The sequence below is a fragment of the Psychromonas sp. SR45-3 genome (assembly GCF_014163575.1).
In the GTDB taxonomy this organism is placed as follows: Bacteria; Pseudomonadota; Gammaproteobacteria; order Enterobacterales; family Psychromonadaceae; genus Psychromonas; species Psychromonas arctica.
Map to the genome: position 1 here is coordinate 95732 of NZ_JACJDP010000007.1, position 13322 is coordinate 109053.

Here is a 13322-nt window from a genome sequence, read left to right on the forward strand (position 1 = left end):
TAACCCGTATACTAAGCGTTTTTAGTTTCACCATTTCATGATAAGAGAGAAGTACCATGACCGAAAACACAGCCGCATTAGAAAAATTCCAAGATGACGTTAAAGAAAGTCAACTTTTATGGGCACTGCAAGACAAAGCGAGTGGTGATTGGGTTGTGATGGACTCAATGAATTACGAAGAAACTGAAGTAATGCCACTGTGGTCTTCTGAAGCACTTGCAAAAATACATTGTATTGAAGAATGGGAAGATTATGTGCCAGCTTCGATTCCACTAGCTGAGTGGTTCGAATTTTGGCTTGAAGACTTAGTTGAAGACGATGTGATTGTTGGTCTTAACTGGGTAGGTGATGAAGATGATATCGAGTTAGGTTTATCTGAATTTACAGAATCACTTGGTCAAATCGAAGCACTATAGTTTTTTGTATTGGATGTTTTAGCAGTTGCAAGCCGCATAAAATATTTAATATTGAACATTTAGTTTTAAAGAGACAACTAGTCAAAAATATATGCAGTGCCTTATAATAAGCAAGCACGCTTAGACAAGACACTGCAATTTAAAATAAACCGAGACAGTAAATAACACTATTAAACTAGCGGTTTAATAGTCAAACAGACTATTGTTTCCGCTTATATCCCCATTTAACATGTTCAAATGTGACTACATAAAAGTTATGGTTATAAAGTTATGTCAGAAAATAAAACAACGTCAGTAACATCGCCAACAGAGTCAACAGCGCGCACGATTATTGCCCTCACGAACCCCAAAAGTTCATCCAATGTTGGCGGCGCTATGCGCGCAGCAGGTTGTTATGACGCACAAAAAGTAGTTTATTCCGGTGATCGATTTAATCGAGCAGTACGTTTAGCCGCAGATACGCAAAAAGTACATGAAATAGTTCCTTTAGTGCATTATGAAGATCTATTAACCGCGTTAGAACCAGGCATGAAGTTAGTTTGCGTGGATTTAATTGAAGGTGCAATCCCGTTACCGAACTTTGAACACCCAGAAAATGCGATGTATTTATTTGGCCCTGAAGATGGCACCATTAAACAACAGGTGATTAATAAAGCCGATGCAGTTGTTTATATTCCCACTATAGGCTGTATGAATTTAGCAGCCTCGGTCAATGTGGTCTTATACGATAAACTAGCCAAATCGCAGCAACATCAGTTAGATAACGATTTAATTAAAAAAAGTCGTGATAGAAACAATAAGATTAAAGTAAAAGAATTAAAGTATCAAAAGAATACAATAAAGGAAGCAAAAAGGCTTGAGCTAGAAAAATTAAATGCCAGTAAATAGTACAGCTTAATGCTTTTAACAGGTCATTTTCAAAATGATTGACAGGCTGATTGGCAAGCTCACCAATCATATAATGAGCAGAAGATACTCCGCTATCAACTGCTTATCGTCCTTTACACTGAGTTCAACAATTAAGTGAAATCTAGTTACTCGAAACACTGCGATTAAAGGCTTAACAACTTCTAAGCTCGTTTATACCTTTAAGTAATGTTTGATAGTTTAATTGCCTTGTTTCGTCTAATCCCTAATACTGAAATATACAACAGCCAAATGCCAACTCTTCTAGAAAAAAGATTGCAATAAAATACAGGTTATAGGTGACTAAGATCACATTAAGATTTAACATACGTGCTTTATTACATCATTACTTTTAACATTCTATCAATTGAGTTCACAAGCGGTGCTTCTATAAATTGATGAATGTCGTAAGTAAGCATCTCCGCAAGGATATTCATGACTTTTTCTAACACAACACAACCATTAAATCGAACTGCAATTATGTTCGTATTGGCGTTAGGCACCTTTATTTTAGGCTTAACCGAATTTTCTATGATGCCAATGCTGCCTTTAATCAGTGAAACCTTTAATGTTACCCCTACACAATCAGGATACGCCATAAGTGCTTATGCGATGGGTGTTGTAGTCGGTGCCCCTATCTTAATGCTAACCACTGCCAACATGCGCAAGCGTAAAGCATTGCTTATTTTCTTAACATTAATGTTTATTGCCAACGGATTAAGCGCCCTATCAAACTCATTAAATCAACTAATAATTTTCCGTTTTCTCAGTGGTTTACCGCACGGTGCATATTTTGGCGCTGCGATACTATTAGCGGCCGATATTGCCCCAAAGGGGAAACGCGCTTCTTTTATGTCTAAAATATTTATGGGATTAACCATTGCAACTATAGTTGGCGTGCCATTAGTCACTTTAGTTGGACAAAACCTAAGCTGGCGATACTGCCTAGGTGGCGCATCCGTTTTATCACTGATTGCATTAGTGTTTGTTTATAAAGTAGTACCTAACATCGACAACAGTAAACCGTCTAACTTGATCAATGAATTCAGTGTATTAAAAGATAAATTAGTATGGTCGATTCTAGGCATTGTGATCATTGGTTTTGGTGGCGTATTTTGCATTTATACCTACATTGCTGACACTATCTTAGATGTCACTCAAACACCTGCTTACACTATTTCGATTGCAATGGTGATGTTTGGTATAGGCTGTACTTTAGGTAATTATTTCTTGGGTAAAGCGGCTGATGTTTCTGCTATCAAAGCCACTGGCTTAAGCTTAATTTGCGCGATTATATTTGCTATTGCCTACGTCAACGCGAGCCATAATATTTGGCAGTTATACGCCATTATTTTCTTAATTGGTTGCAGTATTGGTTTAGCGACTTTGATTCAGACTTTATTAATGGACGTTTCACCCGATGGGCATGCAATGATTGGCGCACTAGTACAATGTGCATTTAATGTAGCAAATGCTATCGGACCTTGGGTTGGTGGAATGGCCATTGCACAAGGTGCACACCCCAACCAAACTGGTTATGTTGCTGCTGTCTTATTTTTTGGTGGATTTATTATGTGGGCATTAAGTTATATGCAATTAAATACCAAAAACAAACTAACCGTTTCTATTTAGTCTTAATACTTCGGGCTATTTAGTATTAAGGTTTCGCAAAAACAGAGTTGGTTTATCTGCCGACTCTGTTTTTATGTAAACATTGCTTCTCTGTACTTTAGTTTTAATCTTGTCAAACATATCCCCGATCTTAATTGGCAAGAAAGTTATTAACAACAAAGCTATTAGCAACAAGACCTTTGGCCTTAAGCTTTACTTACGCTTGTTTTGAATTTTTTCAGCTACCGAGTTATTTAACTAACTTTGAGATATAGGAAATATTACGATACTTATTCTGCCAAGGTAAACCATACCCCACCAGCAAATCATCATTGTCCATTTCGACTGCGTAGTATTGTTCAACCGGAATCACGGCTCGCCCCGGTTTAACCAAAAGTGTAGCAATCGATAAAGAATTAAGTCTAAAATTATCTGTTAGAAACTGGCAGATTCGTTTCATGGTGCCACCAGATTCAATGGCATCATCAATCAATACAACATGTTGGTTTTGTAGATCGATATTATGATTAAATATAATCTCTGAGTTATTATTTCTATCTTCAGGTGTATGTAAACAGGAAATATAATCCATACTAATATCAAACTTTAATTCACGTACTAAGTCTGCAGTGAATAATATTCCCCCTGGTACCACGGTGATCACAACCACACTTTCATTATTAAATTTTTGATTCAATTGCAACGCAACGTCACTCACGCCCCGTTTAATTTGTTCAGTATCAAGTATGCACTCACCTATATGTAATGTGTTCATTGTTTTTCCTTCACAATGCCTAAACAACTGTTTGTAATGACACCTAGCCATACAAATAGTAAATTTATAGAAAATATTAATTATGTTTGTATCATGTCATAAAATGTTTGAGTATTGCTTTTATTTTGTTGTAACTGGTCGATCATATTACATTCCCCCTAAACAAATTTAATAAGTGATCATAGATCAACATAAAAGATAGGAAAGATTCAAAAGCTCAATTATAAATGTTGGAATACGCCTTAGTATCATTCAGCTACAGGGCAATATTGTAAATATCTCACGAACAACATCAGTGCTGATACTATGAAAATGAACCTCAACTTATCGTTTAAAAACAGTGGCGTAATTTGTAACTAAAATGGCTTATAAACTAACGTTTATGTCAAAAAAAAATGTAAACTGAGAAATGTATAATCAAATAATTGGCGTGAAATAAATAATCTAAAGTAACAGAAGATATCGTGACATCACCACAGCCAAAAAACTTACCTAGTCGTTTTTTTATTTCTTGAATTCAAGTAATAATTTATAAATCAAACTAATAATGAGCAAACAATGATAACTTTTATTTACACACTAATTCCCGTAATAGCGCTTATTATTCTTGGATTTGTTTTAAAGCGCACTAAGTTCTTACCTGAAGATACTTGGCCTGGTATAGAAAAGCTCACCTATTTTGTGCTGTTTCCCGCCCTGCTGATTAGATCACTTGGCCAGCAATCTATTTCAGGTATGCCCTGGGCTCTAATGCTATTGGTTATATTTGGTACCTTAACCATCTCTGCCATTTTATTAATACTGTTGCGTCCTAAACTAACAAAAGACAATGCAAGTTTTACATCAATATTTCAAGGTGGTATTCGCTTTAACACCTACATCGCCTTCGCCATTTCACAAAGTTTGTATGGCGCAACGGGCGTGGCAATGAGCTCTGTCGCCGCGGGGTTTATGATCGTATTGATTAATCTTTGGTGTATATCGATTTTTGTTATTTGGGGAAAATCCTCAATTACTGGCACATTACAATTTATAAAATCAATTATGTTTAATCCACTGATTATCGGTTGTACTATTGGTTGGTTTTTAAGTTTAAGTGGTATCGGCGTACCAAGTATTGCTGGAGATATCCTAGAGATAGTAGGACGTGCAGCCTTACCTTTTGGACTATTAGCTGTTGGAGCGGCCTTAAAACCAGAATCCATCAATGGCCACTTCAAAGGGATTGTATGCTCATCACTTATACAGTTTGGGTTTAAGCCATTAATCGCAGTCGCGCTCATAACCTATACTGGCCTTAATGGCGTTGCAGCAGCCGTTTTACTTATTGCGTTTATAACGCCTACCGCTCCCTCTTCTTATATATTAGCTAGACAATTAGGAGGAGATATCGAATCAATGGCTTCCATTATCACTATGCAAACCTTACTCGCGTTTATTCTCATGCCACTGTTAGGTATGCTGTTACTTTAAAATAGGCGATGTAGACAGGTTCATTGAAAGAGGCTAACTATAGATATTCGATCAAAATTGCTGCGTGTTCAAAACTAGCAATGTTAACGGCTATACATTAATTCACCAATGCTAGTTAGTTTTAAAGTTCATGTGTCTATAGTTTAATCCGTTAAATTGATTAAATAGTATCTGACAGTTTACTATTTGAATTTTTTTATACAGGCCCTGCTTTTTACAGCACTTTTATTTGACTTTATTTTGCCATGAAATATATTCAATTAGTAAATGGTAAATTAAAGGATTAAATAATGATAAAATTATATCTAAAATGTTTAACCGTACTCTCAGTTTTTCCTCTTTTAGCCCTGCAATCAGCAAATGCTGTCGACCCTAACAATCCCTCTGCTATCCTTGAAAAAGAAACAATATATACGTGCAACAGCGATGGATGGGATATCAAAATTCAAGAATATGACCGCGGACAGGATGTAGTCATATTCACTGGCCATCACCAAATAACCCAAATTCACCATGAACTACCTAATAGCTGGTCACCAAATGAAGCCATAGGAGAAAGTGCAACCTATTACCCTGAAATAGTCGAAGATAGTACAAAACCCAACCTGGGTAAGGTTTGCGATAATGATGGCTTTATTATCGGATTTGGTGAAAAGTACGTATCCATTACTAGAAATAATTCTAACCCTTGGTCACATACTCAAATCTACGCTCAAGTGAATGCTTCCAATACAATTGGTCTCAACCCTTCCGATATTTTGGAAAAATACCGAGGAACTCTGAATCGTCAGATCAATCCAGGTCCTCTACCATTAAATGGGTGTACCACCGTTAATCTAGCTTGCGATTTTACTGCACATCATAATCAAACTCCCTTGAATGAACTTGATAGCAGACGTGTTTCTATGAGCGAATTGGCGATGTCTGAGATGAGTGGCCAAGACATTTATCACGCTCTCCGTGGTCGAAATTGGGGTACACACCTATCAGATTTAGACGGGTTGACATATTCATGGATTCGGGCAATGAACAACATTGGGATAATTAATTCTGATACTATCCGCGAATCTCTTCGTCCACCTCATCTAGATGATGGTGCATTTATTTTTAAAAAACTGGAAACAGCCAGTTATGACATGTTAGTTACTGAAGAAGTTGATGATGACTTTCGGTTGATTATAGTACCAAAACTTTATCCTTCGAATGGATCGTGGCCAACCTCAAGGAAAGTTGACCAAAGCATTCAACCTATACTTGCAGGTGGAGGCTCCAACCCAAATTATTGTGAGCAAAATAACCCTAACAGTGCTAACTATATCCCACAATATATGAGCGACCCATCGGTGATTGTAGAGCTAGAAGCTGATTTGAAATATCTAACCAATAATCAGACAGAACGAATTGAAGCAAAAGGTTGGCGAATTGATTTAGCGCAAAAAGATTGGACAGAAGAAGATTATTACGCGTCAATTCCAAACAACTCTAATTTACGACGCCCTACATATGATTGCGTAATGCCGATTGCAGAACGTGAGAATCAACTTACACAAACACGATCAATAAAGGGACGCTTAGACCAACTGGGAGTCAAGGATGGAATCAACTGTAAAACTAAAGACATAGCTTATTATGATGCTCTGATTGAACGCTTGATTATCGTAAACCCTCAAATTGGTAGTATTACCAACCATCCCTGTAACAAACTGCAGGTTATCAGTACGCCAGCAGTCAACAACACTTTTCCTGTAGAAATAAAGAAAATTGTAGTCGAACAAATAAAGCAGAAATCTTTTAAGATGATACCAAAAGTAACTTCGGAAAAAATAGATATTCAAAAATAATCAGAACCTTCGCTCTACCTAAATCTGAGCCTTCTTTTTATGGAACCATCGATGTACTTTTTGTTCATCTATGGTTCAATCTGCTATCAAAAATCTTAACTAAATTACTCCTACGTGGCTAGTTTTATGGGCTAAAGTCCGGATATGCGTCAAAGACGTGTTTAATTTCAAAGTAGTGTTCTAGATTCTTTAATCAATGTGTTAAATGTCAAACTAAAACCTTAACCATATAAATAAGCAGAACAATTTCGTACTAACATTCAAGATACGAAATTATTCCTTTTGTACATTTAGCGATATGGCAACAGCTAAATGCCTACTACAAATGTTCTTCAGCAAACTCTGCTAAACGGCTACGGATCACACCATTAAGGTAGATATTTGCACTGCCTTCGAATTGTTTAAAACGCTCAACGATATAAGTTAAACCTGAAGTGACAGGGGTTAAATAATTACTGTCTATTTGTGCTAAATTACCAGAGCATACAATTTTAGTGCCCTCTCCACAGCGAGTGATAATAGTTTTAAGCTGTGAGGCGGTTAGGTTTTGGCACTCATCAAGTAAAACAAAACTGTTTTGAATACTTCGCCCACGCATAAAATTCACCGACTTAAATTGTATATTCGCTTTATCCATGATGTAGTTGACTGAACTTGCACTGCAATTATCATTTTTATGTAAGACTTCCAAAGTGTCGGTAACAGAAGCAAGCCATGGCATCATTTTTTCTTCTTCTGTACCAGGTAAAAAACCGATATTTTCAGCCACATCGGGGGTGTTGCGTGTAACAATTATTTTGTCATATTGCTTCTTTTCAATAACAAGTTCTAACGCAGCAGCCACCGCTAATAATGTCTTTCCACAGCCGGCAGGTCCAGTTAAAATCACTAAATCTACGGTTGGATCTAAGAGTGCATTAAGCGCCATGCCTTGATAAATATTCTTAGGGCTAATTCCCCAAGCTTGCTGTCCCATTAAACGTTCAAAACCGATATCTAATAACTCAATATTATCTTTAAGATGATCTGTCACTTTACCAACAAATTGAGACTTATCATCCACAATATACTGGTTCGGATAGGGATCGTTTATTTTATCAGAGGTCAATTGATGGTAGGTATCTTCACCACGATTGAAGGTTTCACACTGCTTTATATTTTCCCAAAATGCCCCCTCCACTTCTTGATAACCTTTACTCAATAAATGCACATCATCAATCAGTTGGTCAGTTCGGTAATCCTCTACACATTTAAGCCCAGCTCCTTTTGCCTTTAAGCGCATATTAATATCTTTGGTCACTAATACGACTTTTGCAGGGGCTTTGCTTTGTTGCAGATATAAAGCAGCATTAATAATTCGATTATCTGGCTCATCTTCAGAGAAAGCTTCTTGCATAAAAGAAGCATGGTGGTCAGCAAAAATAGAAATCATTCCCCCTAAGAGCATGCCTTTATGATCAATTGCTACTCCTTGTGAGATTTGTTCAGAACTTGCATCTTGGAATATTTTTTCTAAACAGCGGATCGCCACTCGAGCATCACGACTGACATCTTTTTGTCTATCTTTAATGCGATCTAACTCTTCTAAAACCGTCATAGGAATAACAACATTGTGTTCTTGAAAGGAATAAATAGCTAAAGGTTCATGTAATAAAACGTTCGTATCAAGTAGATAGTATTTACGTACAACGTCCATCATATTTTGCTCCTCAGGTAAGTGAACTTTCATATAAACAGCTGAGGATGACATTTTTATTACAGAATAATTAATTACAATAAATTATTGTTACTTCTAATAATTTGCAATTTTCGACATTTAAATCAAAAAATCAGTTTCGTAAATGTTTATGCTGCGTATAATTAAGTTATTAATATAAATCATTAATTTCTTAATTGATTTTAACGAATAGATCTATTTGTTATTATGTAACTGTCATTAAGTATATAAATCAAAAGGTGTCATAAATGAGTAACGTTCTAGAATTAGTAAAAAATACACGCCGTAAAAATAAGTTAAAACGCGAAATCATTGATAATGAAAAGAAAATCCGTGATAATCGCAAACGTGTTGATCTATTAACAAACTTATCTGAATACATCACACCTAGCATGACGCACGAAGATATCGTTAATATCATCAAGAATATGCAGTCAGATTACGAAGATCGTGTTGATGACCATATCATCACAGGTGCTGAATTATCTAAAGAACGTCGTGAAGTGAATAAGAAAATTAATTCATTCAAGCGTCCAGAACCAACTAAATAAATAACTTGTTGGCTTGACCGGAAAAAAGATAGCTTAGCTATCTTTTTTCATTTCTAGTAAAGTAAGTTAACTAGTTTTAATGACCAATGTGTTACCGCTCTCTAGTCATTAATCATGGCATGTTAGCTGTATATTTCAAAATGAGGGCTGAGGTTGTTTATCCTAAGCTGAATTTTTTTATGCTAAGCTAAGAGTTAATAAGCTATAGAACGCTTGCCTTTATCTAACAGGTCTACTCCGTGGATACTTTTACTTCAAATTTACGTACCTTAAAAACTGATCATATTGATTTATGGTCTATTGACCCTACCCAGTTGTCTGAACAATCAATCACGTTTTTAACTAGTCTGCTGACAACAGAAGAATATGAAAAATTATTAAAATATAAGCATAAAGTGGCTCAACATACTGCCTTAATTACACGCTCATTATGTCGCTTAGTCTTATCTCACTATACAAATAGTTCACCCATTGCATTACAATTTGTCCGTAATTCACAGGGGAAACCAGCACTGATTAATAACAACAATGATATACGTTTTAACCTAAGCCATAATAATCAGCTCATTATTATGGCAGTATGTATTGGCGATGAAGTTGGTTGTGATATTGAAAATCCACTGCGTAAAGTTAATATTCCGACGATAACTAAACGTTATTTTGCAGCACAAGAACATCAACAGTTAAGTAAATTAACTGGAATGGAACAACAGCAACAATTTTTCAGATGTTGGACATTGAAAGAAGCCTTCGTAAAAGCAACGGGTGTAGGGATTAGTTTAGGTTTAGATACGTTTTATTTTAGCTTTACTGGCATCGCGCCTAGTGACAAAAGTGAAGCATCAGAATACGTGGCGAACGATATTCAACAATTGAGTTTAAAGGATAACATTGCAATAAATTTCAATTCACATTATCCCTTGAGTAAAGATGCACCGTGGCAGTTTTATCACACTTCTTTTAAACAACAAACCATGTCTATCTGTCGTTCAAGTAAACTTAATCAAACTATTGTTTATCGCGATGCGACTTCTTTACTTGGCATTTAATGAATACCTATAAACAAGCACCTATAAATCAATCACTATGATCCAGAGCTTATTAATAAGCATCAATACTAACCGCAATAAACATACGATAGGCAATGGGTCGTTATTAAGTTAATGATAAAAACTCAACAGCGGCAGTATAATTACTAGGTCCAATTTCAGTCACACGAATTAATTTAGCTTCTGCATCAAGGGGAGGAAAACGTTCATCACCGGTGTTCAATTGAATATGAACCGTATCATCCGTTTTTAGCAAGTCAGCAGAAAAAGAAATACGCATTCCGGTACTACTTAAATCGATACAAATTCCTGCATATTCAATCTCACCTTTAATGATCTTAATAGGTAAGTTAAGTTCCATTCTATGAAATGATCGTTGATCATTTTGTGCAAAATACATATTCCTCTCCTTTATAAAATCACAAAATTACCTATAAAAAATATTTTCGCAAGTATAATCCATGCTGTTTGGGAGAAAGATAACATTGATATAAATTTTTACCTATAAAGTGAGATCAACGAAAAAGTTTAAGCATTAAATCAGTATTAGAAACTTTGATCACACTTTGTATAATAAATTAATAATAGCTAATGGTAGTGGTTGAAGTTGTTTGTTTTTATCCAGACAGACCATTTCAATATCACCAATCACAGCGGGTCTAACTGCATTAGGTCGCCAAACTTCCTGACGCCACACTGTTTTATATTTACCTTCAATTTCAAAGTGAGTACGAATATCACAGACTTCAGCGAACTCCACCCCATCTTGAAAAATCATATTTGCTTTGTAAACAGCAAAACCGATCCCTTGTTCATTCCATAACTTATTAAGTACTTGACTATCGATGACGTGTTCACGAGCACGTTCAAAATACTTTAAAAAATTTGGGTGATATACCACGCCAGAGTGGTCGGTATCTTCATAATAAATTTGCACAGCATGGTGGTAGGTTTTATTGCTCATAGATTGATTAACTTATTTTATCTAATAATTGGTCACTGGCGGTTTCTAACAGATCTAATACTAATTCAAAACCTTGCTCGCCACCGTAATAGGGATCTGGAATTTCAGTTTCTTGAACTTCGGTCATGCTTAAGAACAGATCCACTTTGGTTTTAAATTGTAATGGACAACGTGCTAATAAATCGTATTTATTTTGTTTATCTGCAGCCAAAATATAATCAAAGTAGGCAAAGTCTTCAATTGTGACAGGACGAGAAGTAATCCCTCGAAAACTGTATCCACGCTTCTCACCTGCCTTCTTGGCCCTACTATCCGGTCCTTTACCTTGATGATAATCAGCAGTGCCCGCAGAATCGACTTCAATATCAATCTCACGCATTTTAGCTTTTGCCCTTAGCACTGCTTCAGCTGTTGGGGAACGACAGATATTACCTAGACAAACGATTAATATTTTCATGTTGAGCCTCTAAAATTCAAGTAATAACTAATTTTAAAAATTCTTATTTAATTCACTAATTGATACATACCTTGGTATTCAAAATCTTCAACACTTAAATCAGGTGTTCTATAGTGCTGCTGACATGCTAATAATAAGGTATTAGTGCGTGCTGAAAAGCCATTACTTAATAGCTTTAATACTTGTTGATATACTTTTTGTTTAAAAGCTAAACGGTTGATAACAATACCACTTAGGTTATCACTACTGACATCGAACTCAAGCCCACAGCTCACTGATAATGCCCATTCAATAGCTTGAGGCATTATTTCAACCTTTTCAAATTCAGCTTGCCGTTGTTGATCACGCCCATCGGGTTCATACCAGTAACCATAATCAAGTTGTAAGCGGCGTTTATCACCAGCAACTAACCAATGTGCTATTTCATGAAGAGCACTGGAAAAGTAACCATGGGCAAAAATGATTTGGTGGTGATCGCATTGTTCATTAGCGGGTTGGTATAGTGGTTCATTGCCACCCAGTACTAATTTAGTCTGGTGAGAAGTGTAAAAGGTTTGATTAAAGATATTAATAATATCTTCGCTTGAAAATGCTTCATTAAAAAACTTAGGCATGCACTAAAAATTCTCGTTCAATTGTATGTGACTTCAATAATGAGCAATAAAAACAAGCGCAAGTGAGATCATGAACGCCAGTATTTACTTATCATTAATGTGTTTAATTAATAAAGAGATAAATGTTCAAACTTAGTTATCAGGAAAAAGACATTAAGTTCGACAAGGTTAAATACAAATTATACACTTCAGATCTCTTTCAATCTAACTAATTAAGATACGCTATGTCATTACTCACTAAACTTCGTTGTGCATTCACCTTGGGGCAAGGTGTTTTAATTGAAAATAAAGCATTAACCACTACTGACGACCCTATTGCTTTTTTTAAGGCGTGGTTAAAAGAAGCGGAATCAACGGGTATTGTATTGCCTGAATCGATGTCTGTTTCAACTGCTACTAGCGAAGGTCGTCCTTCATCTCGTATGGTGTTATTAAAAGAAGTGGATCAACATGGTTTTGTGTTTTTTACTAATTACGGCAGTAGAAAAGCAGGCGAATTAGAACAAAACCCCTTTGCAGCTCTGTTATTTCATTGGAATATGCTACAACGCCAAGTGCGCATAGAGGGTCGAATTGAGCGAGTTAGCCATCAAGAATCTGAAGATTATTTCCATTCTCGTGGCCGTGGTAGTCAAATAGGTGCATGGGCTTCAAGACAAAGCCAAGAACTTAATGAGCGCCAAACATTAGTCGATACCGTTAAATATTATGAAGAAAAGTTTAAAGGTGAACCAGTACCATTGCCTGAATTTTGGGGAGGTTACCGAGTTATTCCAGAATCAATAGAATTTTGGCAAGGTAAAGCGGACCGTTTACATGATCGCTTTGTATATAAAAATATAGATGGTAAATGGGCTATTACTCGTCTTAACCCATAAACATTAGCTCCTAACTCAAGCCTTAGACAGGTTTGTTAGCCATGTTGCTTTGCTTACAATCATTATTTGT

The 13322-nt window shown here is 36.0% G+C and carries 14 protein-coding genes; 8 read left to right on the forward strand and 6 right to left on the reverse strand.

Features of this window, described 5'->3' with window-relative positions; translation table 11 throughout:
- The first annotated feature begins 56 nt into the window (after nucleotides 1-56).
- The 3 genes from H5084_RS06100 to H5084_RS06110 all read left to right on the forward strand — a co-directional run bounded on the left by H5084_RS06100 (nucleotide 57) and on the right by H5084_RS06110 (nucleotide 2954).
- On the forward strand, nucleotides 57-416 hold the full coding sequence (locus H5084_RS06100; RefSeq protein ID WP_028867754.1) for a DUF2750 domain-containing protein: 360 nt from the start codon (nucleotides 57-59) through the stop codon (nucleotides 414-416).
- Between the two features lie 270 nt (nucleotides 417-686).
- Nucleotides 687-1304 (forward strand): RNA methyltransferase, encoded by a 618-nt coding sequence (locus H5084_RS06105; RefSeq protein WP_182689889.1) that lies wholly within the window; start codon nucleotides 687-689, stop codon nucleotides 1302-1304.
- A gap of 453 nt (nucleotides 1305-1757) precedes the next feature.
- A complete protein-coding gene (locus H5084_RS06110) occupies nucleotides 1758-2954 on the forward strand; it encodes an MFS transporter (protein WP_182689890.1) in 1197 nt (398 codons plus the stop codon).
- A 229-nt stretch (nucleotides 2955-3183) separates the two neighbouring features.
- On the opposite strand, the gene H5084_RS06115 is transcribed toward H5084_RS06110, so the two are convergent.
- Complete coding sequence (locus H5084_RS06115) at nucleotides 3184-3708, reverse strand: phosphoribosyltransferase (protein ID WP_182689891.1); 525 nt, start codon at nucleotides 3706-3708, stop codon at nucleotides 3184-3186.
- A gap of 558 nt (nucleotides 3709-4266) precedes the next feature.
- Here H5084_RS06115 and H5084_RS06120 point away from each other — a divergent pair.
- Nucleotides 4267-5181, forward strand: coding sequence for an AEC family transporter (locus tag H5084_RS06120; protein ID WP_182689892.1), 915 nt, complete (start codon nucleotides 4267-4269; stop codon nucleotides 5179-5181).
- Between the two features lie 290 nt (nucleotides 5182-5471).
- Nucleotides 5472-7022, forward strand: a complete 1551-nt coding sequence (locus tag H5084_RS06125) for a hypothetical protein (protein WP_182689893.1) — start codon at nucleotides 5472-5474, stop codon at nucleotides 7020-7022.
- Nucleotides 7023-7341: 319 nt separating this feature from the next.
- Here H5084_RS06125 and H5084_RS06130 read toward each other — a convergent pair whose 3' ends face one another.
- Complete coding sequence (locus H5084_RS06130) at nucleotides 7342-8721, reverse strand: PhoH family protein (RefSeq protein ID WP_182689894.1); 1380 nt, start codon at nucleotides 8719-8721, stop codon at nucleotides 7342-7344.
- Between the two features lie 266 nt (nucleotides 8722-8987).
- Between H5084_RS06130 and H5084_RS06135 the strand changes: the two genes are divergently transcribed.
- Nucleotides 8988-9290 carry a DUF496 family protein gene (locus tag H5084_RS06135; protein ID WP_028867749.1) on the forward strand — a complete coding sequence of 101 codons (303 nt, stop codon included), beginning with the start codon at nucleotides 8988-8990 and terminating at the stop codon, nucleotides 9288-9290.
- Between the two features lie 239 nt (nucleotides 9291-9529).
- A complete protein-coding gene (locus H5084_RS19925) occupies nucleotides 9530-10339 on the forward strand; it encodes a 4'-phosphopantetheinyl transferase superfamily protein (RefSeq protein ID WP_182689895.1) in 810 nt (269 codons plus the stop codon).
- A gap of 106 nt (nucleotides 10340-10445) precedes the next feature.
- On the opposite strand, the gene H5084_RS06145 is transcribed toward H5084_RS19925, so the two are convergent.
- The 4 genes from H5084_RS06145 to H5084_RS06160 all read right to left on the reverse strand — a co-directional run bounded on the left by H5084_RS06145 (nucleotide 10446) and on the right by H5084_RS06160 (nucleotide 12374).
- On the reverse strand, nucleotides 10446-10739 hold the full coding sequence (locus H5084_RS06145; protein ID WP_028867748.1) for a PilZ domain-containing protein: 294 nt from the start codon (nucleotides 10737-10739) through the stop codon (nucleotides 10446-10448).
- A gap of 159 nt (nucleotides 10740-10898) precedes the next feature.
- Nucleotides 10899-11303, reverse strand: coding sequence for a thioesterase family protein (locus H5084_RS06150; protein ID WP_182689896.1), 405 nt, complete (start codon nucleotides 11301-11303; stop codon nucleotides 10899-10901).
- 7 nt (nucleotides 11304-11310) lie between these two features.
- Nucleotides 11311-11760 (reverse strand): low molecular weight protein-tyrosine-phosphatase, encoded by a 450-nt coding sequence (locus H5084_RS06155; protein WP_182689897.1) that lies wholly within the window; start codon nucleotides 11758-11760, stop codon nucleotides 11311-11313.
- Nucleotides 11761-11807: 47 nt separating this feature from the next.
- Nucleotides 11808-12374 (reverse strand): elongation factor P hydroxylase, encoded by a 567-nt coding sequence (locus H5084_RS06160; protein ID WP_028867745.1) that lies wholly within the window; start codon nucleotides 12372-12374, stop codon nucleotides 11808-11810.
- A gap of 224 nt (nucleotides 12375-12598) precedes the next feature.
- Here H5084_RS06160 and pdxH point away from each other — a divergent pair, with 224 nt between their 5' ends.
- On the forward strand, nucleotides 12599-13252 hold the full coding sequence (gene pdxH / locus H5084_RS06165) for a pyridoxamine 5'-phosphate oxidase (RefSeq protein WP_182689898.1): 654 nt from the start codon (nucleotides 12599-12601) through the stop codon (nucleotides 13250-13252).
- The last annotated feature ends 70 nt before the right edge of the window (nucleotides 13253-13322 follow it).

What these genes read in the sequence shown, in the direction of transcription:
- H5084_RS06105 (WP_182689889.1), top strand. Translation starts at nt 687, where the DNA reads ATGTCAGAAAATAAAACAACGTCAGTAACATCGCCAACAGAGTCAACA.
- H5084_RS06135 (WP_028867749.1), top strand. Translation starts at nt 8,988, where the DNA reads ATGAGTAACGTTCTAGAATTAGTAAAAAATACACGCCGTAAAAATAAG.
- H5084_RS06120 (WP_182689892.1), top strand. Translation starts at nt 4,267, where the DNA reads ATGATAACTTTTATTTACACACTAATTCCCGTAATAGCGCTTATTATT.
- H5084_RS06100 (WP_028867754.1), top strand. Translation starts at nt 57, where the DNA reads ATGACCGAAAACACAGCCGCATTAGAAAAATTCCAAGATGACGTTAAA.
- H5084_RS06150 (WP_182689896.1), bottom strand. Translation starts at nt 11,303, where the DNA reads ATGAGCAATAAAACCTACCACCATGCTGTGCAAATTTATTATGAAGAT.
- H5084_RS06160 (WP_028867745.1), bottom strand. Translation starts at nt 12,374, where the DNA reads ATGCCTAAGTTTTTTAATGAAGCATTTTCAAGCGAAGATATTATTAAT.
- H5084_RS06125 (WP_182689893.1), top strand. Translation starts at nt 5,472, where the DNA reads ATGATAAAATTATATCTAAAATGTTTAACCGTACTCTCAGTTTTTCCT.
- H5084_RS06110 (WP_182689890.1), top strand. Translation starts at nt 1,758, where the DNA reads ATGACTTTTTCTAACACAACACAACCATTAAATCGAACTGCAATTATG.
- H5084_RS06115 (WP_182689891.1), bottom strand. Translation starts at nt 3,708, where the DNA reads ATGAACACATTACATATAGGTGAGTGCATACTTGATACTGAACAAATT.
- pdxH (WP_182689898.1), top strand. Translation starts at nt 12,599, where the DNA reads ATGTCATTACTCACTAAACTTCGTTGTGCATTCACCTTGGGGCAAGGT.
- H5084_RS06145 (WP_028867748.1), bottom strand. Translation starts at nt 10,739, where the DNA reads ATGTATTTTGCACAAAATGATCAACGATCATTTCATAGAATGGAACTT.
- H5084_RS06155 (WP_182689897.1), bottom strand. Translation starts at nt 11,760, where the DNA reads ATGAAAATATTAATCGTTTGTCTAGGTAATATCTGTCGTTCCCCAACA.
- H5084_RS06130 (WP_182689894.1), bottom strand. Translation starts at nt 8,721, where the DNA reads ATGATGGACGTTGTACGTAAATACTATCTACTTGATACGAACGTTTTA.